This window comes from Ruegeria sp. C8 (genome assembly GCF_056537565.1).
Map to the genome: position 1 here is coordinate 198870 of NZ_JBQFRV010000005.1, position 20513 is coordinate 219382.

Here is a 20513-nt window from a genome sequence, read left to right on the forward strand (position 1 = left end):
CCGCGTTACGCCTGTAGCCAAAGGTCAGCCCAAGACGTGAGGAGCGTTAAATGCAGGGAAAAACAGTACTCATAACAGGGGCCAGCCGTGGAATCGGTGCCGAGGCCGCGCGCGTGTTTGCCGCAGCAGGGGCGAATGTCGCGTTGGTGGCCCGTAGTCATGATCAGATTGACGCGCTTGCGGCCGCTTTGGGAGACAATGCGATGGCGCTGGCCTGTGACGTCAGCGATTTCGCGCAGGTCGAACAAGCGGTGGCCGATTGCGTCGCGCGTTTCGGCGGTTTGGACGTTCTGATCGGCAATGCCGGAGTGATCGAGCCGATCTTTCACCTATCGAACGCTGATGTCAGTGCGTGGAGCCAGGCCATAGACATCAACCTCAAGGGTGTTTTCTACGGTATGCGGGCCGCTCTGCCGGTGATGCGGGCCGCAGGTGGAGGGACGGTTCTGACCGTTTCGTCAGGCGCTGCCTCGAACCCGGTTGAGGCATGGAGCCACTATTGCGCCTCGAAAGCCGGTGCGAAGATGCTGACGGAATGCCTGCATCTGGAAGAGGCTCATAATGGCATCCGCGCCATGGGCCTGTCACCGGGCACAGTGGCAACTGACATGCAGCGTGTCATCAAGGCCAGCGGCATCAACCCTGTCAGCCAGCTAGACTGGGATGTTCACATCCCGGCGGATTGGCCCGCAAAGGCACTGCTGTGGATGTGTTCTTCGGACGCCGACGAATATTTGGGGGCCGAGATTTCCCTGCGCCAAGACGATATTCGCCAAAGGATCGGCCTGACGTGATTGAACTGACTAAGGAAGACGGATTGTGGACCGTCACGATCAACAATCCGGGCAAGGCCAACGCACTGACCGGCGCGATGCTGACCGAGTTGGCCGAAATTTCCGAGGCCGCAACCGAGGCGCGCGCCCTGATCCTGACCGGCGCTGGCAACGTCTTCAGCGCCGGTGCTGATCTGGAGGAAGCCCGCGCGGGGCTTGCGACCTCGGACGTCTGGGAGCGGTTGTCGGGTGCAATCGCGGCGCTGCCCTGCCTGACCGTTGCGGCACTGAACGGAACGCTGGCGGGAGGTGCAAACGGCATGGCCTTGGCCTGCGACCTGCGAATCGCGGTGTCTTCGGCCAAGTTCTTCTATCCGGTGATGAAGCTGGGCTTTCTGCCGCAACCCTCCGACCCCAAGCGCATGGCCTCATTGATTGGTCCGGCGCGCACCAAGCTGATTCTGATGTCAGGCCAGAAGATCTCAGCTGAGGAGGCGTATGCGTTCGGTCTGGTGGATCGCATCGTCTCGCCGGACGAGCTAATGCCGACGGCACGCGAGCTAGTTGCCGATAGCCTCGCGGCCAAGCCAGAAATCGCAGCGGGGATTGCAGAGCTTTGTCGCTGAGGTTGTCCGCAGTCAGGCTGCGCGTTGCTGATCCGGCTCGTCTGGCCGGGTTCTATCGGGATGTTTTGGGTATGTCGGTGCAGGAAATCGGCGAATCCTGGCGTGTGGGATACGCCGGCGAAGATGCTGATCTGCTGCTGCTACCGGGGGGTACGGGGTATTCCCACAATCAGGGGCATCGCTATTGGAAGATCGGGATCACTCTGCCCGATGTCGATCTGGCCGCCGAGGCGCTGCGGGCCAAAGGCTATGCTGTCAGCGAACCGCGTCAGTTCCTCGATATCGGGTATATGGCGCATCTCAGCGACCCTGAAGGCTTTGTGATCGAGCTTTTGCAGCATGATTTTGAAGGCAACCGCCCGGAAAATGCCGCCGACCCCGCGGCCCCGTTTGCAGGGGCACGAGTGGGTCAGATCACCTTACGCACAGGAGATATCTCCGCCGAGGATGCGTTTTGTCGCGCTCAGGGTATGGAGCTTCTGTCGATGCAGGACGTAGCGGCCTATGGGTTTGACCTGCATTTTTATGCCTTCACGCTTGAGGCTCCGCCCGATCCTGACCTTTGGGCGGTTGAGAATCGCGAATGGCTCTGGAAACGACCCTACACAACGCTCGAGTTCCAGCATGTGCAAGACGCCCAATTCGCGCCTGTTCCCGACTATCAGGGGATCGAAGTCGAGGGGCTACCCGCCGCGCTTTCGGATGCGTTTGGCGATCCGGTTCTGCCCGGCTAAAGCGTTTTGCGTTTTAATTGAGGTGAGATCATCGAAATCCGCGTTCGACCGCAGAGAGAGGCAGCGTATTTCGATTCAAATCAAACGCAAAGCGATCTGATCAGCGCCCGCGCCGCTTGCCCGGAACTTTCGACCGGAAACCGGGCGGACGCTTGCGCACCCAGTTCAGGAATTTCTCAAGCCTTGGATGGGCGCGCAGGGCCTCAACCGTGTTGAAGCTGCGCGCCAGCTCGGCCTCGGACAGGGTGGCGTGGACCTCTTTGTGGCAGATCTGGTGCAGCAGAACGGTTGGTCCGCCCTTGCCTCCTTTGAGTTTTGGGATCAGATGATGCAGGCTGCCGCCGCCATCGGGAATGGGGCGGTCGCAAAGCGGGCAGATCGGATCGCTGTTCGTCATGATTGGGAATGATGCGCCTGCGGGCGGCGAAGGCAAGAGGGCGAGGATGGCGCAGGCAGTGGTGATCGGGGCAGGACCGGCCGGGTTGATGGCGGCCGAGCAGCTTGCCCTTGCCGGTCACTCGGTTCTGGTGGCCGAAGCCAAGCCTTCGGTCGCGCGCAAGTTCCTCATGGCGGGCAAGTCGGGTCTCAACCTAACCAAGGATGAGTCCCTTGAGACACTGATTCAATCTTATGATGAAGCCGCAGGCTGGCTTCGCCCGATGCTGGCTGAGTTCGACGCGCAGGCTGTGCAGGACTGGGCGCGCGACTTGGGGCAAGAGCTTTTCACCGGCTCAACAGGCCGTGTTTTTCCAACCGTTATGAAAGCCTCACCCTTGCTGCGTGCATGGCTGGCGCGTCTTTCGGATAGTGGTGTCGAGATCCGAACCCGCTGGCGCTGGACTGGGTGGGAGGGCGAAGCTCTGGTGTTTGATACCCCGGATGGTCCGCAACGGCTGCAGCCCGACGCAACCGTGCTTGCCATGGGCGGGGCCAGCTGGGCGCGGTTGGGCTCGGACGGGGCCTGGGCGCCATGGCTGGCAGAGAAAGGCGTGCAACTCGCACCGTTTGCACCCGCAAATGCTGGGCTTTTGATCGACTGGTCAGATCACATGACCGTGCATTTTGGCGCGCCGATCAAAGGGGTCGCGCTACAAGCCGGCACCCAGCGCACACGGGGCGAGGCGGTGATCTCGGCCCGCGGCTTGGAAGGCGGAGGCATCTACACCATCTGCAAGCCGGTGCGAGAGGGCGAGCCGCTGACGATTGACCTGATGCCTGACTTGTCGACCTCGGAAGTGGTCGCGCGCCTGGCAAAACCGCGCGGCAAGATGAGCTTGTCCAATCACCTGCGCAAAGCCCTGAAACTTGGACCGGTGCGAACTGCTTTGCTGATGGAGTTTGCCCGCCCCCTTCCAGACGCACCCGACGACGTGGCCGCACTGATCAAAGCCCTGCCGGTACGCCACGCAGGATTGCGCCCGATGGATGAGGCGATTTCGACCGCCGGAGGCATCACACGCGCTGCTGTGAACGACGAATTGATGCTAGCCGCGATGCCCGGAGTGTTCTGCGCTGGTGAGATGTTGGATTGGGAGGCACCTACCGGCGGCTATCTTCTCACCGCCTGTCTGGCGACGGGGCGCTGGGCAGGAAGGTCGGCGGGCGACTGGCTGAACCGCTAACGCGACCGGGCCAGCATCGCCAGCCGGATCATCGCGCGTTCGACCAAGGCCATCGCGGGGGCCGTTTGCCCTGCCGAGCGCAGCGACAGGTCGGTATCTGTCAGCACTGTAAGCGCCGTCTGCAGCTTTGGCGCACCCCAACCTTGAGCCTGCCGCAAAATACGGTCGCGTCGTTTGCCATAGACCGGCGGGCGCAGCTTGCCGATTCCCTGCGCTGCTCCGCCGGGGTCGGAGGCACAGGCGTAAAGCGTGCGGAAATGCCGAGTCGCGCCGATACACAGCGTCACCCCGTTGGTGCCCTGCGCCTGCAGGCGACGGATCAGCGGCCCGATCTCTCCGGCGCGGCCTTCGGCGACCACATTCAATACATCATCCAGCGCCGCTTCGGTTGAGCGGGGCGCGCAGGCTTCGATATCTTCCAGGCTGAGCTCGCTCTCGTCGTCGCGTTTATACAGCGACAGCTTTTCGACCGTTTGGGTGAAATCTCCGGGGCTGAGGCTGACCGCCAACTCTCCCAGCGCCGACATCGCGTCGCGTGGGATGTTCTGCAATCCGGCTTGAGTCAGAATCCGTTCAACCTCGGCCCGAGAGGGCGGATCGTCATAGATGCCCACCGCATAGGCTGCTGGATGCGTTTCGAAGGCCTTGCGGATTTTCGAGCTGGCTTTCAGCTGGCCAGCCGTCACGATGATCTGAGCATCTCCGGGCGTCCAATCCTCAAGCGCAGCAAGGATCGAGGGTGCGGCGGTATCGGTTGCCTCTTCCACGAACACCGCGCGGGGGCCGGGGAAAAAACCAACCGCTTTGACCGCATCCAGCAATAGCGCCGGGTCGCCGCGCAGATCGCTGCCAGGCATTCGGGTCAGACGCATCTCTTCTTCGGCATTTGCCCCAAGCAGGGCGGTCAAGACCTGTTGGCGCTTCAAAGCCACGCGCATGGTATCGGCGCCGTAGATCAAAAGCCCGGTTTTGTCCGCGTCCGGTCTGGCAAAATACCCGTCAGCCTCGCGCGGGCTCAACTTCATGAGGTCAGGTCCGGCGTCGCATAGAGGCGATTGACGATCTGGTCGGACAGAATCACCATCAGGCGCTCTCGGGCGTCGCGCTCATCCGCCAGGGTCGAAACGGTGGAACCTGCCGCCGAATAGCCCACGAAATCCGTGACTTCGCCCGAGGCCAGAATCTGCCCGGTTTCATTCGATTTCAACGTGTATTCGGCGCGCCCGTCGATGGACAAACGGTTGATTTCGTTGGTGGACGTGATCGCAGCAGCCTGGACGGCGGTCTCAACACGGACATCCAGACTGTAGGCATTGCCTGAGGTCGCGCTGCGCCCCAGCTTTTGTTCGAGGTTTTGAACCAGCAGGTAACTCTCGACCGTGTTCGGGGCCGATACCTCAACCTTGCCAAACAGTTCCGAGCCCGCCCCACCGGGCGCATAGATCGGTTCAAACCCGCAGGCGGCCCCAAGAAAACAGGCAGCCAGCGGGGCAAACAAAAAACTTCTGCGGTTAAACGACGACATTCACGATCCGGCCCGGGACAACAATCACCTTCTTCGGCGCGGCTCCCTCCAACGCCTTTTGCACAGCTTCGGTGCTGAGCGCGATTTTTTCAACCTCATCCTTAGGCATATCCTTGGGAACGCTGATTTCCGCGCGGCGTTTGCCGTTGATCTGGATCGGCAGGGTGATCGTATCATCGACCAACATCGCCTCATCCGCGACCGGCCAAGCAGCTGTTGCCACAAGACCCTCACCACCCAGCAGCTGCCAGAGTTCCTCGGACAGGTGCGGCGTCATCGGCGACATCAACTGTGCCAAAGTCTTAGCGGCTTCGCGCTTGGCCTCGGTCCCTGCTTTCGACTTCGCCAGAGTGTTGGTGAAGGCATAAAGCTTGGCAATCGAGGCGTTGAAGCCAAAGGATTCGACTCCGCCCGAGACATCATGGATCGCTTTGTGCATCTCGCGCAGAAGAGTTTCGTCTTCTCCATTGGCCGGAACGTCCGACTCGGCGATTTCGGACGCGATGCGATGGACACGGCTAAGGTGCTTGAACGCGGCCTCGGCGCCGGAGGCTGTCCATTCCACATCCCGCTCGGGCGGCGAATCGGACAGGACGAACCAACGGGCGGTATCTGCGCCGAAGGCCGAGATGATGCTGACCGGGTCCACGACGTTTTTCTTGGATTTCGACATTTTGGCCGAAGGGATGACTTCAACCTGTTCGCCCGTTGCTTTGAGAACGAAACTTGTTTCCCTGGAAACTCGGGGCGATCCGTCGGGCTTAATCACCAACCCATCGCCAGAAACCTGCACCGCTTGGGTGTTTTTGGCGAGGTTCGCTTCGTAAGCTGCCGTTGTCGTCACATCCTCGGGCAGGTGATAGACCGGGCGGCCATTGGCGTCGCGCGTCTGGTAAATCTCATGCGTCACCATGCCCTGAGTGAACAGCGCATTGAACGGCTCGATGGCCTTTTTCGGCAGATGGCCGGTGATCTGCATCGCGCGGGCGAAAAAGCGGGAATAGAGCAGGTGCAGAATCGCATGCTCAATACCGCCGATATACTGGTCGACATTCATCCAGTACTCGGCCTCAGCCAAATCAGTCGGGGTTTCCGCGCGTGGAGCGGTGAAACGGGCGTAGTACCAGGACGAATCGACGAACGTGTCCATCGTGTCGGTTTCGCGCTTGGCCGGAGCGCTACAGGACGGGCAGGGCGTATCCCGCCAGCTGGGGTGGCGGTCCAGCGGATTGCCGGGGATCGAAAAGTCGATGGCTTTGCCGTTGCCGTCATCATAGGGCAGCTCAATCGGCAGATTCTCTTTCTTTTCAGGAACCGTGCCGCATTTTTCGCAGTGGACCACGGGAATCGGGCAACCCCAGTAGCGCTGGCGGCTCAGACCCCAGTCGCGCAGACGGAATTTGGTGACACCTTCGCCCCAACCGGCCTTTTCTGCAAAATCGACGGTGGCGTTGATAGCCTCTTCGCCGGTTGCTTCGGCCAGGCCCGCGAAATGGTTCACCCAACGGACTTTCTCAGTTTTAGGTGGAACGAATGCGAGCTTGTCGACCGGAGACTCATCGTCCAGTGCAAAGAACGTATCGACCACTGGCAGGCCGTATTTGCGGCAGAAATCCAGATCGCGCTGATCATGAGCCGGGCAGGCGAAGATAGCGCCCGTGCCGTAATCCATCAGGATGAAATTCGCGATCCAGACCGGCAGTTCCCAGTTCGGGTCCAGAGGGTGCTTGACCTTGATGCCAGTGTCATAGCCCAGCTTCTCGGCGGTCTCGATGGCCTCTTCAGTGGTGCCACCTTTGCGGCATTCAGCAACGAATTCAGCAACTTCCGGGTTTTCAGCCTCAAGCTGTTTGGCAATCGGGTGATCTGGCGAGATGCCGACAAAAGACGCGCCCAGCAGAGTGTCGGGGCGAGTCGTGTATACGGTGATCGGCTCACCTCCGTCCGTGCGCTCAAAGCCAAATTGCAAGCCACGCGACTTGCCGATCCAGTTCTCCTGCATCAGGCGGACTTTGGCGGGCCAGTTTTCAAGCGTGTCCAGAGCGTCCAGCAGCTCCTCGGAGTAGTCCGAGATCTTGAAGAACCATTGCGTCAGCTCGCGCCTTTCCACCAAAGCGCCCGAGCGCCAGCCGCGCCCGTTTTCAACCTGCTCGTTGGCCAGAACGGTCATATCCACCGGATCCCAGTTCACGACGGCGTTCTTGCGGTAGACCAGACCGGCCTCTAGCATATCGAGGAACAGCGCCTGCTGCTGGCCATAATATTCCGGGTCACAGGTGGCGAATTCGCGCGACCAGTCGATCGACAGGCCCAGAGGCTTCATCTGCCCGCGCATGTCGGCGATGTTGCCATAGGTCCAGTCTTTCGGGTGGCCGCCGATTGCCATCGCGGCGTTTTCTGCGGGCATCCCGAACGCGTCCCACCCCATCGGGTGCAAGACATTGTGGCCGGTCGCCAGCTTGTGTCGCGCGATCACGTCGCCCATCGTGTAGTTGCGCACGTGACCCATATGGATTCGGCCAGACGGGTATGGGAACATCTCAAGCACGTAGTATTTCGGCTTGTCCGCCTTGTGGTCGGCGGTGAAGATTCCGGCCTTGTCCCAGGCCTCTTGCCATTTTGCTTCGATTTCACTGGCCGAGTAGCGCGACATCATGCGGTCCTTCGTAACTGAAAACGCCGGGTAGGAACCCGGCGTGGTCTTTAGAGCGATTTTGAGCGGGTTGCTAGAACTTGTTGTCTGCAATCCGTAGCTGTCTTGCACGCGAGAGGATCGCATCCTCAACCGCGCGGGTGGTTGCGGCGCTGACCGGAGAGCCCCCGCTGGACTGCAGCGCAACCGAAAGGGACCGCGCCGCAAGCGCCGGGTCACTTATATGCACGGTGGCGCGATATTGCCGCCCACCGCCCGGAGGGGTGCCGTAACCCGTTACGATTACTCCGGTAAAGGGATCGACCTCTTGCACGGGCAGGAAATTCAGAACATCCAGTGACGCCGCCCACAGGTAACGGTTCACATTGGTGGTCTGCTCGGCATTTTTGGGGCCAAAGACATCCCAGATGGTTGTGCGTTCTGGATCATCCAGCTCGCGCTCTTCCGTGCGGGTGCTGCCGGTACTTAGCAAATCCGGGTTGGTGACGGCACTGCGATTCTGTCCGCATGCTGCAAGAGTGGCAGTCAGAAAGATCAAACCCAAAGTCGTCGGCAAGCGCATCGTCGGTCGGTCCTGTTTCGCTATATTTGCGGTCATTGGAAGCTACTCCTAGCCAAGGACCCTTTGCGCAACAAGCCTATTCTTATCAAATCCCACTATATCCGCGTGACAGGGCGGTGATCAGGACTGTGGCATCCTTGCACCAATCCAACTTCAATGCGGTCCTGTTATTTAGGCCAACCTTGCGCAAAGGGGGGGAAAAGAGCGAAACGATGTCCGTGCTGAGACATGTGCTTTGCATGTGTCGAGTAGAAAAACTTTTTGAAACCGAGGGAAACAAGATGAAAAAAGTTCTCTTTGCAACGACGGCGCTGGTAGCGACCGCAGGCGTTGCAGCAGCTGAAGTGAACTTCAGCGGTTATGGTCGTTTTGGTATTGGTTACCAAGAAGACCGCACTGAAACCCAAACCTTTGAAGGTCCTGGTGCAGACGGCGTATCCGGAACTGCCGATGACGTCTTCGCGGCAGGTGTCAATGAAGACGTTGACGACACCATTTTGGTTTCGCGCTTCCGTCTGAACATCGACGCAATCGCTGAAACCGACGCTGGTGTCCGCTTCGAGGGTCGTATCCGTCTGCAAGCCGACGACGATGCTCTGGGTGAAGCCGCAGAGGATCAGGCAACCCTGAACGGCGCGCGTTACTCGGTCATCTTCGGTGGTCTGCGTGTTGACGCCGGCAACATCGCCGGTTCGTTCGACAACCTTGCAAACTACTACGGCTACGAAGTTGGTCTGGAAACATTCCTGGGTCAGTACTCGGGTGTTGACTATGGCTTCGCAACATACAGCTCGACCGGCGAAGGCGTAAACGGCGTCTTCTTCCAGTACGCTGTTGGTGACTTCGCGTTTGGCGCGTCCTACGACCAAGCGGCCACCACTGTGGCAACAGTCACCGGTACTGGTACTGTTCCTCCTGCTGATCCTGCTCCTGCAACGATCGTCAGCACTGACGCAGACCGTTGGGACATCAGCGCGACCTACACCTTCGACAACGTTACTGCCGCTCTGGCCTACGGTCAGACCGACGGTGGTGATGGCGACGACCCAAGCCTGCTCGTTTTCACCTTGGGTGCTGAGTTTGGTGACTTCGCAGGTACTCTGTTTGTTGCAGACGATAACACCGAAGTAGATGCCACCGACGGCACTGCATACGGTTTGTCGGTTGCCTACAACGTTGGCGCTGCGACCACCATCCAGTTCGTCTACGGTGACGGTTCGGCTGATGGCGATACCCGCAACGTTGGTATCGGCGCTCACTACGACCTGGGCGGTGGTGTATCGCTGCGCGGTGGTATCGGCCAGATCAAAGAAGGTGAAGCAGACAGCTATGTCCGCGCCGACTTTGGTGCCCAGTTCAACTTCTAAGTTGATCTGAACCAGACGGTTCTAGGGCGGGTCTTCGGACCCGCCCTTTTCTTTTGCACCGACTTGGTGTTTGTCTCGCTGCAAACCAGATTTGAGGATCATCATGTCGCTGTCAGAGATTTCCGCCCGTATCGCAAAAGCCGAAGCCAAAGCAGGGCGGGCTGCCGGGTCGGTGAAGCTGATCGCCGTATCCAAAGTGCAACCAAACGAGCGTGTGCAGGATGTGCTGGAACAGGGTCACCGGTGCTTTGGCGAGAACCGCGTGCAGGAGGCCGCCGGTAAATGGCCCGCGTTCAAGGAACAATTCGCCGGAATTGATCTGCATTTGATCGGCCCTTTGCAAACCAACAAAGCCCGTCAGGCGATGGAGCTTTGCGATGCCATCCACTCTGTCGATCGCCCGAAACTGGCGAAGACTCTGGCGCGGTTGACGCAGGAGCTCGGGTTCTGCCCGGACCTCTTCATTCAGGTCAATACGGGAGAAGAGGAACAGAAGGCCGGTATACTCCCCGCAGATGCGGATGGGTTCATTGCGGAATGCCGGGCGCTGGACCTGCCCATACGCGGTCTGATGTGCATCCCGCCGGTCGAGGAAGAACCCGCACTGCATTTTGCCTTGCTGGCGAAGATTGCCGCCCGCAATGACCTTAAGGGTCTTTCAATGGGCATGAGCGGCGATTTCGAACAGGCGATTGCGCTTGGGGCCACCCATGTGCGCGTCGGATCGGCGATCTTTGGCGAACGGATCAGACCTCAGGAATGATCAGGCGGGTGCCGGGCGTGATCCGCTCGGCTATCCAGCGCAGGTGATCGCGCCGGAAGGCGATACAGCCCTCGGTCGGATAACCCGGTCGCCGCCATTGGTGCAGGAAGATGGCAGAGCCTTTGCCCGGCACCGCATTCGGCCAGTTCCAATCGGTCAGCAGCACCAAGTCATAGAGAGGGTCCGCGCGGCGCAACCGTTCATGGCTGAACGGATAGGGGGCAGTGACCAGTTGATTATAGCGGCTGTCTTTCGAATCGTCTGACCACAGGTCTTGCGGGCCGATTGGAATGGCCCATGACGCAGGCGCCGATATCCGATCCGCGCGGTAGAGCATTCCAACAATGCGATGAACACCGACTGGTGTGGCGCCATCGCCTTCGCGTTTGGTGGTACTCCGCCTACCTTTCCCGATTGAGCAGGGAAAGGACCGTCCCCGGAACCGAACGCCTCGTGGGGTCAGCACCAAATCTGTGGGTGTCACAGCAAATGTCCGGATTTCGCAGCCTTGGTCTCAAGATATCCGCGGTTATGGGCGGTCTCCCCGACTTTCAGCGGAACCCGCTCGGCGACGGCGATCCCTGTGCGCTCCATCATGGCGATCTTCGCGGGATTGTTGGTCAGCAACCGGACCGAGCTGAAGCCCAGAGATTTCAGAATATCCGATCCGAGGCGAAAATCGCGCTCATCATCTTCAAATCCGAGGCGATGGTTGGCTTCGACCGTGTCAAAGCCCTGATCCTGCAGGAAGTAGGCGCGCATCTTGTTGGCCAGCCCGATTCCACGTCCTTCTTGATTCAGATAGAGCAACACGCCTGCGCCCTCGGCACCCATCTGAGCCAGTGCGCCGCGCAGCTGAGGGCCGCAGTCACATTTCAGGCTGCCCATGATGTCGCCGGTAAAACAGGCCGAATGAAGCCGAGCCAAGACGGGCTTGCTGCGATCCGGTCGCCCGACCTCGACCGCGTAATGCTCTTCCCCGCCGTCTTCAGGGCGGAAAACGTGCAACCGACCGGCCTCGGACACCTCCATCGGCAAGCGCGCGGCGACAACCGGGTGCAGGGCGCTGCGATCTGCCAGATGCGGCGCGGCCCGGGAGTGATCTATGCAAGTCAAACCGTGGGTCGCCACAAAACTACGGCCGTCTTCGACTGGCAGCACCACGGCAGCAGGCAGCAATCGGGCGGATTTGGCCAGAGCGATGGCAATGCGGTGCAGGTTGGCATTGCCCTGCCTTTCCGTCATCAGCGGGCCTTTCATCGGCGCATTCAGATCGTCCGATGGATCCGCCACGGCCTGCACCCATGCCATGTCTGCATCTGCCGGAATCAACACCCGCGCCAGATCGCCGTCGTAAGCGCGCGCTTTCAGCGTTTCCGCCCGTCGCCCGGTGATGGCCACCACAGGTGCCCCACCCAAACTGCGCAGATCGGCCAGTCGCTGGGGCGTAATCGTCTCGGCCGAGATGGCCAGAACGCTGCCGCCATTGTCATCCACCAGCACGATTGGCACGCCCATCCGCAGGTCAGCCCGCGCGCGCGCCAGCAATTCGGTGATATCGGGGATGAGACTCATCTATGTTACCCTATAACGTTCGACCCTTTTCCTAGCGCTTTCGGCTGGAATTGTGAAACATTTCCGCTGCGTCTGACACGAAGGCGTGAAACGGTTGCAGTAAATCTTGTTGATTGCATATTCCACACGCAAGTGATGGGAAAGGCTTTGGAGGACCCAAGAATGGCTCAGCTCAAGAAAATCCTGTTGGTGGATGATGACGAGGACCTGCGCGAGGCGCTCAGCGAGCAACTTGTGATGACCGAGGATTTCGACGTGTTCGAAGCCTCTGACGGAGCGTCCGCGATGGAGCGCGCGCGCGAAGCGATCTATGACCTCGTGATTCTGGATGTGGGTCTTCCCGACACGGACGGTCGAGAGCTGTGCCGCCTGATGCGCAAGCAGGGTGTCAAAAGCCCGATCCTTATGCTTACGGGCCATGACAGTGACGCCGACACGATCCTGGGTCTTGATGCCGGTGCCAATGACTATGTCCCCAAGCCCTTCAAATTCCCGGTTTTGCTGGCCCGCATCCGCGCGCAGTTGCGTCAGCATGAACAGTCCGAAGATGCCGTATTCGTACTTGGCCCCTACACGTTCAAGCCTGCAATGAAGATGCTGATCACCGAGGAAGACCGGAAAATCCGTCTGACCGAGAAGGAAACCAACATCCTCAAGTTCCTCTACCGCTCGACCGATGGTGTGGTGGCGCGCGACGTCCTGCTACATGAGGTCTGGGGCTATAACGCGGGTGTGACGACCCACACGCTCGAGACGCACATCTACCGCCTGCGTCAGAAAATCGAGCCTGATCCGTCAAATGCTCGCCTTTTGGTCACAGAGTCAGGTGGATATCGACTGGTATCTTGATCCGAGGTGGATTGATTTGGATCAAAGTGATACGCTGAAGTCATAATTAGGTTACTCCCAACCCGTGCATGTCCGGGTAATGACATGTACCTCCCTGTTGGACTGCCGGGCCAGATGGCCCGGCTTTTTTTCGTTGAGCGTGTCCACAATCGCTCATGCCCCGGCGTTGGGCTGCCTATCACTACCCGCTCAGAAAATGTTTGTTCAATCGGCAAGATGCGTCAGTTGAACCAGTGTCTGAGGTATGGGTCCTTTTGCGACCTCCGCAATTCAGGGGTTGCACTACGGTCGACGGAATGTCATTTGTTCCTGATATGTTCCATATATTTCGCGAGGTATACTATGTCCCTAAATTACGTGATGATCGGTTCAAACGATGTAGCAAAGGCGAGGGATTACTTCGATGCCGTCTTGCCCCTGATTGGTGGAACGGTGGTCATGGAATTCATGCCCCATGGGTTTTGCTATGGTCTGCGCGGTGGTGGGCGGATTTGGGTCGCTCCGCCGTACAACAAGGAAGCAGCAACGCCAGGCAATGGGAATATGGTCGGTTTGCTGTGCGAAAGCGAAGAAGAAGTGCAGGCAGCCCATGCGGCGGCTCTCTCTGCTGGCGGAACCAACGAAGGGGAGCCGGGACCACGCCCGCAATATGGCCCTGACTTCTATGGAGCTTACGTCCGAGACCTTGATGGCAACAAAATGAGTTTCGTCTATTTCGGCGACGCGGACTGAGCGCATCAAAAGCTCGTATCGCCCGCATAGCAGTCATTGACGAACCCTAGACGTTTATGGCCTGTTCTCGTGGCGCCCAACGCCGTGCCACGCCAAGCCCGGCTTCGACAAAGGATTCCCCTATTATGCCCTTCACCCTTGCCACCTGGAACATCAACTCGGTCCGCCTGCGCGAGCCTATCGTGCTGAAATTGCTGCAGGAAGAGGCTCCGGATGTGCTGTGTTTGCAGGAATGCAAGTCTCCGGTTGAAAAGATTCCGACCGAAGGGTTTGCTGAGCTGGGTTATACTCACATGGTGGCCCGTGGGCAGAAGGGATACAACGGTGTCGCCATTCTGTCGCGCATCCCGATGGAAGAGGTCGGCGACAAAGATTTCGCCGGTCTTGGCCATGCTCGTCACATCGCGGCGCGCTTGGAAAATGGCGTCACCATCCAAAACTTCTATGTCCCTGCAGGCGGGGATGTGCCGGATCGAGAGGTGAACGAGAAGTTCGGGCAAAAGCTCGACTACCTAACCGATATGCGCGACTGGTTCCATGCGGAAAAGCCTGAAAAATCCATTCTGGTTGGTGATCTGAACATCGCCCCGCGCAAGGACGATGTGTGGTCGCACAAACAACTGCTCAAGGTCGTCTCGCACACGCCGATTGAGGTTGAGGCATTGGCTGAAACACAAGATGCGGGCGGTTGGATCGATATCACCCGGCAGGACATCCCTGAAGGGCAGCTTTATAGTTGGTGGTCCTACCGGGCGCGCGATTGGGACGCTGCTGACAAGGGCCGGCGACTGGATCACGTTTGGGCCACCCCGGATATTTCGAACGCGGGGCATTCCAGCCGTGTCCTGCGCGACGCGCGCGGGTGGGAAAAACCAAGCGATCACGCCCCCGTTTTCGCCAGTTTCGACCTTTAGACCTGCAACTCGGCCCTTGGTTTCTGCAGCAAGGGACTGCATATAGGGCGCACGTTTGAACCGGAGAGTGAATGCCATGGACCTTCTGAGCGGCGCGGAAAGCACCTCAGCCACCGATCTGATCAAGGACAGCAGCGAAGCCACCTTTATGGAGGATGTTGTCGAGGCGTCTCAGGATGTTCCGGTGATCGTGGATTTCTGGGCCCCTTGGTGTGGCCCGTGCAAGACGCTTGGGCCTGCGCTTGAAGAGGCGGTGACCGCAGCCAAAGGCGCGGTCAAGATGGTAAAGATCAACGTGGACGAGGCGCAAATGATCGCATCTCAGATGCGCATTCAGTCGATTCCGACCGTCTATGCATTCTTCAAGGGTCAGCCGGTGGACGGCTTTCAAGGCGCTTTGCCGAGTTCCGAGATCAAAGCATTTATCGACCGCGTGATCGAGGCGGCCGGTGGCGAAAGCCCCGGTGGTCAACTGGAGGATGCCGTGCAGGCGGCCGAAGAAATGCTGGCAGAAGGTGCAGCCGTAGATGCGGCGCAGACCTTTGCCGCGATTCTGGGCGAAGACCCCAACCATGCTGCCGCCTATGGTGGTTTGGTGCGTGCGCATATTGCCTCGGATGATCTGGAACAGGCCGAGGCGATCCTGAACGGTGCGCCTGCCGAGATATCCAACGCTCCGGAACTCGAAGCCGCTCATGCCCAGTTGGAACTGGCCAAGCAGGCGGCGGATGCGGGTCCGGTGGCCGAGCTGACCGCAGCCGTTGAGGCCGAGCCGGACAATCATCAGGCTCGGTTCGATCTCGCACAGGCCCTACATGCCAATGGCGATGTGGAAGAGGCTGTGACGCAACTGTTGGAGCTGTTCCGCCGCGATCGTGAGTGGAACGAGGGTGCTGCCAAAACGCAGTTGTTCACGATCTTCGATGCGCTCAAGCCTAACGATCCGATTGTTCTGAACGGGCGGCGCAAACTCAGCTCGATGATATTTGCCTAATTTCGGATCAGAGCTAGACTCGGGTCTATGATTCATCCCGCCGACTTGCCGGATACGATATCCGTGTTTCCACTGCCCGGGGCGTTGCTGCTGCCCCGGTCTCGATTGCCGTTGCACATCTTCGAGCCACGCTACCTGCAGATGCTTGACGATGCCTTGAAAACAAAGGAGCGGCTGATCGGAATGGTTCAGCCGAACCCCTCGCTGAGCGATGACACAAAACTGCATCGCATTGGTTGCGCCGGTCGTGTCACGCAATTCTCAGAGACTGAGGATGGCCGCTATCTGATCACTCTGACCGGTGTTTCCCGATACCGCATCAAGTCCGAACTGGATGCATTCACGCCTTACCGCCGGTGCGAAGTGTCCTGGGAGGGGTTTGACCGCGATCTTGGCAAGGCCGAGAAGGACGATGTGTTCGACCGCAGCCGCTTTCTGAACCTGCTGGAACGCTTCTTCGAATCGCGTGATCTGTCGACGGATTGGGACTCGCTGAAAGAAGCTGATGATGAGCTTTTGGTGAATTCCCTCTCGATGCTGATGGATTTCGATCCCGAAGACAAACAGGCCCTGCTAGAGGCCCCCTGTCTGCGCACAAGGCGTGAGACACTGGTGACATTGATCGAATTCGCGCTGCGGGGCGGATCAAATGAGGAAAAACTGCAATGAGCGAGCCTGAACACGCTTTTGACCGCCACATGCTTGAAGCGTTAATTTGCCCTCAGACGCATACGACGCTGCACTATGATGCGGACAAGCAGGAGCTGGTGTCGAAGGCTGCCGGTTTGGCCTTTCCGATCCGCAACGGCATCCCCGTGATGCTGGTCGATGAGGCGCGCACGCTGGACTGACCGTTTTTGAACGCTCAAGTACGCTCTAGATTGCCCGTCCTTGCAACAGCTTCGGCAGGTCGCCGGTCAACCCGGCGGCTTCGCGAACGAAGCCCCGGCGTAGGCCGGGCAAGGATCCGACAATGCCCATCCCGATGTCCCGCCCAAGGCGTAGCAGCGGGTTGTCATTCGAAAACAGCTTGTTGAACACATCGGTCGCCATCGCCAGTGAGGCTGTGTCGAACCGCCGCCATTCCTGATAGCGCTCCAGCACCAGAACCGAGCCGATATCCTCGCCGCGCCGTCCGGCCAAGGTCAGCACTTCGGCCAAGGCACCCACGTCCCGCAGCCCGGCGTTCAGGCCCTGGCCTGCAATGGGGTGCATCCCGTGTGCGGCATCCCCCACAAGGGCAAGGCGATCGGAGATGAAGGAATTGGCGATGGTCAGGTTCAGCGGATAGGTAAAGCGGTCACCCTGCAAGCGGATATCGCCCAGAAAATCCCCGAACCGAGGGCGCAAGACCTGCAGATACTCGGCCTCGGGCAGGGCATTGATGCGCTGTGCTGCCTCGGTGCGTTCGCTCCAGACGATCGAGCTGCGATTGCCAGTCAGTGGCAGGATCGCAAGTGGGCCGGGGGGCATGAAGAACTGATGTGCAATGCCGTGATGCGGCAGGTCGTGTTCAATCGCGCAGACCAGGGCGGTCTGGCCGTAATCCCAGCCGGTACGCTTGATCCCGGCGCGGGCCGCGGTTCCGCTGCTGCGCCCGTCGCAGCCTACGATCAGATGACCCTCAACACGCGCACCATCATCCAGCGTCAACGTTACGCCGGTTGCATCGACCTGTTGCGAAACGACCGTTCTGCCGTTGATTTGGGTGATCGCTTTGTCTTTCGCCATCGCCTCAAGAAACGCGCGGCGCAGGTGGCGATCTTCGACCATGTAGCCCATCGGGCCTTCCTCGATCTCGGCATGGTCGAAATGCATGAAAAAGGGGGACGGCCCGATACCCGCATGGCCATCGGTGACCTTGATCTCAAGCATGGGCTGAGCATGGTCCTCAACCCGCTCCCACACGCCGATTGCGTCCAGCAACCGCTTTGACGCCAGCGCGAGTGCATAAGACCGCCCGTCGAATGCCGCGTTCTTGCGGAGCTTTTCGCCCAACGTGTCAATCACGCAAACAGAATGCCCGGTTTGCGCCAGTGCCAATGCCAGGGCCGCGCCGTTCAGGCCTCCGCCCACGATCAGGATATTCGATGCCCGTGTCATGCCCTGCAATATGCGCGCCCTTTCGGGATTGTCCATGTGCGGTCCTGTCGCTACCGTCCCAGAAAGTCAGACGCAAGGAGGGGTGTGATGCAGGAATGGCTAACCATGACGGCCTGTGATTTGGGCCGTGGGATCGGGAAGGGGCAAATCGACCCCGTTGAACTGACCGAGACCTATCTGGCCGCCATTGACGCCCATCCCCATCGCGACCGTATCTATGCGCGCGTCACCCATGATCGTGCCCGTTCTGAGGCAAAAGCCGCGAAAGAGCGCGCCGCCTTGGGTCTGCGTCGGTCCTTGCTGGATGGCGTGCCGATCAGCTGGAAGGATCTGTTCGACACGGCTGGTATCGGAACTGAGGCAGGCTCGGCCTTGTTGAAAGGGCGCGTGCCGGACGCGGACGCGGTGGTCCTACGCAACGCAACGGCTATGGGCACCGTGTGCCTCGGCAAAACCCACATGAGCGAGCTGGCGTTTTCTGGGCTTGGTCTGAACCCGATCACGGACACGCCGCCCTGTGTGGACGATGAGGATGCCGTACCGGGAGGATCATCCTCGGGTGCCGGGGCCTCGGTGGCTTGGGGGCTGGCGGCTTGCGGGATTGGCTCGGACACAGGTGGGTCGGTGCGAATTCCGGCGGCCTGGAACAATCTGGTGGGGCTTAAAACCACGGCCGGGCGGCTCAGCCTTGAAGGGGTCGTGCCGCTCTGTCTGCGGTTCGACACGGTTGGCCCTCTGGCGCGTTCTGTCGAAGATGCCGCCCATATGCTGGCCTTGCTGGAAGGCGGCTCACCTGCGGATCTGCGCGGTGCCAGCCTGAAAGGTCGCCGCTTTGCCGAGTTGCAGAACGTCGCCAAAGGCGACCTGCGAGATGCGCCGCGAAAGGCGTTCGACGATGCGCTGGATCGCCTGCGCGATGCCGGGGCCGAGATTGTGCCGCTGGAGGTGCCTGAACTGGACGATGCAATGGCGCTTTCGGGTGTTCTCTATACGACCGAGGCCTACGGGCTGTGGAAAGACGTTATCGAGGCCAACCCCGAGGCGATGTATCCCGAGATTCTTGAACGGTTCCGCACCGGAAAAGATGTGTCAGGCCCCGACTATGTGGCCGCGTGGTCCAAGCTCAAGGCCTGTCGCGCGGCATGGGATGCAGCGACCGCCGGGTTTGATGCGGTTCTGGCGCCAACCGCACCCATCCTGCCGCCCAACCTGGAACGGCTCCTCAGTGATCACGACTATTACGTGACCGAGAATCTGCTGGCTTTGCGCAACACGCGCATCGGCAATCTGATGGGGCTTGCGGCGCTGACCCTGCCGACGGGAACTGCGGGTTGTGGGTTGATGATGCTCGGCTATCCCGGCTCGGAAGAAGCACTACTGCGGTTGGGTTCGGCGGCGGAAACCGCATTGGCGTGAATGCCACAATCCCCTGATTCGGAACCTCTTTGTCTGGACGGGGCGGGGTCTGATCTGTAATCTGCCAATCAAACGGGGCGAAAACGATCCCGATATTGAGGCAGTAGATATGAATTTCCCCGAGCGGTTTTCGAACCTACCGGAATACGCATTCCCGCGTCTGCGCACCCTGTTGGACCATCATCAACCGGGCGGAGACGTGATTCACATGACCATCGGCGCGCCGATGCATGACTTTCCCGCTTGGGTCACAGACGTCATCACAGAAAACGCGGCCGGGTTTCAGGGCTACCCCCCGAATGAAGGCTCGCCCGAGCTGCGAGGTTCGATCACCGACTGGATCAAGCGTCGCTATGGCGTGACGATGGACCCCGATACCAACGTGATGGCCCTGAACGGCACTCGTGAGGGGCTTTACAATGCTGCCATGGCGCTGTGCCCCGAACAGAAGAACGGGCAAGATCCCATCATTCTGTGTCCGAACCCGTTTTATCAGGTCTATATGGTCGCCTCGATCTCGGTCCGGGCGCAGCCTTATTTTGTGTCCGCTACCGCCGCGACCGGCCATTTGCCGGACTATGCCAGCCTGTCTGAGGATGTGCTGAACCGGACGGTTGCCGCCTATATCTGCTCGCCCGCGAACCCGCAGGGTGCTGTCGCCTCGCGCGACTATTGGGCCGAGTTAATCGACTTGGCCGAAAAATACGATTTCCGTATCTTCGCAGACGAGTGCTATTCCGAGATCTATCGTGATGAGGCACCGACAGGTGCTTTGACCGTCGCACAAGAGTTGGGCGCCGATCCTGAGCGGGTCTTGCTGTTCAACTCTCTGTCCAAGCGCTCGAACTTGGCAGGGCTGCGCTCGGGCCTGATTGCGGGCGGGCCGGACAGTATCAAACGGGTCAAACAGCTGCGTAACTATGCGGGCGCGCCTTTGCCGCTGCCGCTGCAGGCTGCCGCCGCGCGCGTCTGGGCCGACGAGACGCATGTGGTCGAGAACCGCGCGCTCTATCAGGAAAAATACGCCATCGCGGATGAGGTCTTCTCAGGCCTGCAGGGCTATATGCCGCCCGAGGCCGGGTTTTTCCTGTGGCTGCCCGTCGAGAACGGCGAGGAAACCGCATTGAAGCTGTGGCAGGAGACCGGCGTTCGGGTCCTGCCGGGCGCATATCTTTCTCAAGGTGATCCGGGGCAAAACCCGGGCGAGCAATTTATCCGGGCCGCTTTGGTGGCTCCAAAAAAAGAGTTGCAGCAGGGGCTGATCAAGCTTCGTGACTGCATCTATTCGTGAGGTACGAGGGCAAA

22 protein-coding genes are annotated in these 20513 nt (G+C 59.7%); 14 read left to right on the top strand and 8 right to left on the bottom strand.

Annotation, left to right across the window (positions count from 1 at the left end; genetic code table 11):
* The first annotated feature begins 50 nt into the window (after positions 1 to 50).
* From ACR0KL_RS09205 to ACR0KL_RS09215, 3 genes are read left to right on the top strand one after another with little or no spacing between them, the layout of a single operon-like run.
* Positions 51 to 794, top strand: coding sequence for an SDR family oxidoreductase (locus ACR0KL_RS09205; protein WP_170375609.1), 744 nt, complete (start codon positions 51 to 53; stop codon positions 792 to 794).
* The gene (locus ACR0KL_RS09210; protein WP_480525727.1) at positions 791 to 1399 is read left to right on the top strand and encodes an enoyl-CoA hydratase/isomerase family protein; all 609 of its coding nucleotides are present in this window, start codon (positions 791 to 793) and stop codon (positions 1397 to 1399) included. Before ACR0KL_RS09205 ends, ACR0KL_RS09210 begins: the two co-directional genes overlap by 4 nt.
* The gene (locus ACR0KL_RS09215) at positions 1390 to 2133 is read left to right on the top strand and encodes a VOC family protein (protein ID WP_480525728.1); all 744 of its coding nucleotides are present in this window, start codon (positions 1390 to 1392) and stop codon (positions 2131 to 2133) included. Before ACR0KL_RS09210 ends, ACR0KL_RS09215 begins: the two co-directional genes overlap by 10 nt.
* Before the next feature lie 100 nt (positions 2134 to 2233).
* On the opposite strand, the gene ACR0KL_RS09220 is transcribed toward ACR0KL_RS09215, so the two are convergent.
* Positions 2234 to 2530, bottom strand: coding sequence for an HNH endonuclease (locus ACR0KL_RS09220; protein WP_170483195.1), 297 nt, complete (start codon positions 2528 to 2530; stop codon positions 2234 to 2236).
* Between the two features lie 46 nt (positions 2531 to 2576).
* On the opposite strand from ACR0KL_RS09220, the gene ACR0KL_RS09225 reads away from it, so the two are divergent.
* The gene (locus ACR0KL_RS09225; RefSeq protein ID WP_170376041.1) at positions 2577 to 3755 is read left to right on the top strand and encodes a TIGR03862 family flavoprotein; all 1179 of its coding nucleotides are present in this window, start codon (positions 2577 to 2579) and stop codon (positions 3753 to 3755) included.
* On the opposite strand, the gene holA is transcribed toward ACR0KL_RS09225, so the two are convergent.
* The 4 genes from holA to ACR0KL_RS09245 form a co-directional block, all read right to left on the bottom strand.
* A complete protein-coding gene (holA, locus tag ACR0KL_RS09230) occupies positions 3752 to 4780 on the bottom strand; it encodes a DNA polymerase III subunit delta (RefSeq protein ID WP_170678009.1) in 1029 nt (342 codons plus the stop codon). The genes ACR0KL_RS09225 and holA overlap by 4 nt on opposite strands.
* Complete coding sequence (lptE, locus tag ACR0KL_RS09235) at positions 4777 to 5280, bottom strand: LPS assembly lipoprotein LptE (protein ID WP_170375600.1); 504 nt, start codon at positions 5278 to 5280, stop codon at positions 4777 to 4779. The genes holA and lptE overlap by 4 nt, the downstream gene beginning before the upstream one ends.
* The gene (gene leuS, locus ACR0KL_RS09240) at positions 5267 to 7933 is read right to left on the bottom strand and encodes a leucine--tRNA ligase (RefSeq protein WP_480776909.1); all 2667 of its coding nucleotides are present in this window, start codon (positions 7931 to 7933) and stop codon (positions 5267 to 5269) included. The genes lptE and leuS overlap by 14 nt, the downstream gene beginning before the upstream one ends.
* A gap of 73 nt (positions 7934 to 8006) precedes the next feature.
* The gene (locus ACR0KL_RS09245) at positions 8007 to 8495 is read right to left on the bottom strand and encodes a DUF3576 domain-containing protein (RefSeq protein WP_170552624.1); all 489 of its coding nucleotides are present in this window, start codon (positions 8493 to 8495) and stop codon (positions 8007 to 8009) included.
* 281 nt (positions 8496 to 8776) lie between these two features.
* Here ACR0KL_RS09245 and ACR0KL_RS09250 point away from each other — a divergent pair, with 281 nt between their 5' ends.
* Positions 8777 to 9862: a porin gene (locus tag ACR0KL_RS09250; protein ID WP_170678252.1), complete on the top strand. Its 1086-nt coding sequence runs from the start codon at positions 8777 to 8779 to the stop codon at positions 9860 to 9862.
* 103 nt (positions 9863 to 9965) lie between these two features.
* Positions 9966 to 10625, top strand: coding sequence for a YggS family pyridoxal phosphate-dependent enzyme (locus ACR0KL_RS09255; protein WP_170678005.1), 660 nt, complete (start codon positions 9966 to 9968; stop codon positions 10623 to 10625).
* On the opposite strand, the gene ACR0KL_RS09260 is transcribed toward ACR0KL_RS09255, so the two are convergent.
* Together ACR0KL_RS09260 and ribA are read right to left on the bottom strand one after the other, a co-directional pair.
* Positions 10609 to 11109 (bottom strand): L,D-transpeptidase family protein, encoded by a 501-nt coding sequence (locus ACR0KL_RS09260; RefSeq protein WP_480776910.1) that lies wholly within the window; start codon positions 11107 to 11109, stop codon positions 10609 to 10611. The two genes, ACR0KL_RS09255 and ACR0KL_RS09260, sit on opposite strands and share 17 nt — an antisense overlap.
* Entirely contained in the window at positions 11106 to 12200 is a 1095-nt protein-coding gene (gene ribA, locus ACR0KL_RS09265) for a GTP cyclohydrolase II (RefSeq protein WP_170678001.1), read from the bottom strand. Before ribA ends, ACR0KL_RS09260 begins: the two co-directional genes overlap by 4 nt.
* 162 nt (positions 12201 to 12362) lie before the next feature.
* Between ribA and ACR0KL_RS09270 the strand changes: the two genes are divergently transcribed.
* The 6 genes from ACR0KL_RS09270 to ACR0KL_RS09295 all read left to right on the top strand — a co-directional run bounded on the left by ACR0KL_RS09270 (position 12363) and on the right by ACR0KL_RS09295 (position 16540).
* Positions 12363 to 13049 (top strand): response regulator transcription factor, encoded by a 687-nt coding sequence (locus ACR0KL_RS09270; protein ID WP_170375588.1) that lies wholly within the window; start codon positions 12363 to 12365, stop codon positions 13047 to 13049.
* A 342-nt stretch (positions 13050 to 13391) separates the two neighbouring features.
* Positions 13392 to 13781, top strand: a complete 390-nt coding sequence (locus ACR0KL_RS09275; RefSeq protein ID WP_170471399.1) for a VOC family protein — start codon at positions 13392 to 13394, stop codon at positions 13779 to 13781.
* 125 nt (positions 13782 to 13906) lie between these two features.
* Positions 13907 to 14695 (top strand): exodeoxyribonuclease III, encoded by a 789-nt coding sequence (locus ACR0KL_RS09280; protein WP_170552374.1) that lies wholly within the window; start codon positions 13907 to 13909, stop codon positions 14693 to 14695.
* Positions 14696 to 14771: 76 nt separating this feature from the next.
* Positions 14772 to 15689: a thioredoxin gene (gene trxA, locus ACR0KL_RS09285; protein ID WP_480776911.1), complete on the top strand. Its 918-nt coding sequence runs from the start codon at positions 14772 to 14774 to the stop codon at positions 15687 to 15689.
* A 27-nt stretch (positions 15690 to 15716) separates the two neighbouring features.
* Positions 15717 to 16358 carry an LON peptidase substrate-binding domain-containing protein gene (locus ACR0KL_RS09290; RefSeq protein WP_170677997.1) on the top strand — a complete coding sequence of 214 codons (642 nt, stop codon included), beginning with the start codon at positions 15717 to 15719 and terminating at the stop codon, positions 16356 to 16358.
* On the top strand, positions 16355 to 16540 hold the full coding sequence (locus tag ACR0KL_RS09295) for a Trm112 family protein (protein WP_170471391.1): 186 nt from the start codon (positions 16355 to 16357) through the stop codon (positions 16538 to 16540). Before ACR0KL_RS09290 ends, ACR0KL_RS09295 begins: the two co-directional genes overlap by 4 nt.
* A 25-nt stretch (positions 16541 to 16565) precedes the next feature.
* Here the strand turns inward: ACR0KL_RS09295 and ACR0KL_RS09300 are convergent, their stop codons facing one another.
* Positions 16566 to 17828: an FAD-dependent monooxygenase gene (locus ACR0KL_RS09300; RefSeq protein ID WP_480554795.1), complete on the bottom strand. Its 1263-nt coding sequence runs from the start codon at positions 17826 to 17828 to the stop codon at positions 16566 to 16568.
* Between the two features lie 51 nt (positions 17829 to 17879).
* Between ACR0KL_RS09300 and ACR0KL_RS09305 the strand changes: the two genes are divergently transcribed.
* Both ACR0KL_RS09305 and ACR0KL_RS09310 read left to right on the top strand, forming a co-directional pair.
* Positions 17880 to 19208, top strand: a complete 1329-nt coding sequence (locus ACR0KL_RS09305) for an amidase (protein ID WP_480776912.1) — start codon at positions 17880 to 17882, stop codon at positions 19206 to 19208.
* A 109-nt stretch (positions 19209 to 19317) separates the two neighbouring features.
* Entirely contained in the window at positions 19318 to 20499 is a 1182-nt protein-coding gene (locus ACR0KL_RS09310; protein ID WP_480776913.1) for an aminotransferase class I/II-fold pyridoxal phosphate-dependent enzyme, read from the top strand.
* The last annotated feature ends 14 nt before the right edge of the window (positions 20500 to 20513 follow it).

Excerpts from the sequence above, each read along its gene's own strand:
- ACR0KL_RS09305 (WP_480776912.1), top strand. The coding sequence starts at position 17,880 with ATGCAGGAATGGCTAACCATGACGGCCTGTGATTTGGGCCGTGGGATC.
- ACR0KL_RS09270 (WP_170375588.1), top strand. The coding sequence starts at position 12,363 with ATGGCTCAGCTCAAGAAAATCCTGTTGGTGGATGATGACGAGGACCTG.
- ribA (WP_170678001.1), bottom strand. The coding sequence starts at position 12,200 with ATGAGTCTCATCCCCGATATCACCGAATTGCTGGCGCGCGCGCGGGCT.
- ACR0KL_RS09255 (WP_170678005.1), top strand. The coding sequence starts at position 9,966 with ATGTCGCTGTCAGAGATTTCCGCCCGTATCGCAAAAGCCGAAGCCAAA.
- ACR0KL_RS09275 (WP_170471399.1), top strand. The coding sequence starts at position 13,392 with ATGTCCCTAAATTACGTGATGATCGGTTCAAACGATGTAGCAAAGGCG.
- ACR0KL_RS09310 (WP_480776913.1), top strand. The coding sequence starts at position 19,318 with ATGAATTTCCCCGAGCGGTTTTCGAACCTACCGGAATACGCATTCCCG.
- holA (WP_170678009.1), bottom strand. The coding sequence starts at position 4,780 with ATGAAGTTGAGCCCGCGCGAGGCTGACGGGTATTTTGCCAGACCGGAC.
- ACR0KL_RS09280 (WP_170552374.1), top strand. The coding sequence starts at position 13,907 with ATGCCCTTCACCCTTGCCACCTGGAACATCAACTCGGTCCGCCTGCGC.
- ACR0KL_RS09245 (WP_170552624.1), bottom strand. The coding sequence starts at position 8,495 with ATGCGCTTGCCGACGACTTTGGGTTTGATCTTTCTGACTGCCACTCTT.
- ACR0KL_RS09220 (WP_170483195.1), bottom strand. The coding sequence starts at position 2,530 with ATGACGAACAGCGATCCGATCTGCCCGCTTTGCGACCGCCCCATTCCC.
- ACR0KL_RS09290 (WP_170677997.1), top strand. The coding sequence starts at position 15,717 with ATGATTCATCCCGCCGACTTGCCGGATACGATATCCGTGTTTCCACTG.
- ACR0KL_RS09295 (WP_170471391.1), top strand. The coding sequence starts at position 16,355 with ATGAGCGAGCCTGAACACGCTTTTGACCGCCACATGCTTGAAGCGTTA.
- ACR0KL_RS09205 (WP_170375609.1), top strand. The coding sequence starts at position 51 with ATGCAGGGAAAAACAGTACTCATAACAGGGGCCAGCCGTGGAATCGGT.
- lptE (WP_170375600.1), bottom strand. The coding sequence starts at position 5,280 with ATGTCGTCGTTTAACCGCAGAAGTTTTTTGTTTGCCCCGCTGGCTGCC.
- ACR0KL_RS09300 (WP_480554795.1), bottom strand. The coding sequence starts at position 17,828 with ATGGACAATCCCGAAAGGGCGCGCATATTGCAGGGCATGACACGGGCA.
- ACR0KL_RS09250 (WP_170678252.1), top strand. The coding sequence starts at position 8,777 with ATGAAAAAAGTTCTCTTTGCAACGACGGCGCTGGTAGCGACCGCAGGC.
- leuS (WP_480776909.1), bottom strand. The coding sequence starts at position 7,933 with ATGTCGCGCTACTCGGCCAGTGAAATCGAAGCAAAATGGCAAGAGGCC.
- trxA (WP_480776911.1), top strand. The coding sequence starts at position 14,772 with ATGGACCTTCTGAGCGGCGCGGAAAGCACCTCAGCCACCGATCTGATC.
- ACR0KL_RS09225 (WP_170376041.1), top strand. The coding sequence starts at position 2,577 with ATGGCGCAGGCAGTGGTGATCGGGGCAGGACCGGCCGGGTTGATGGCG.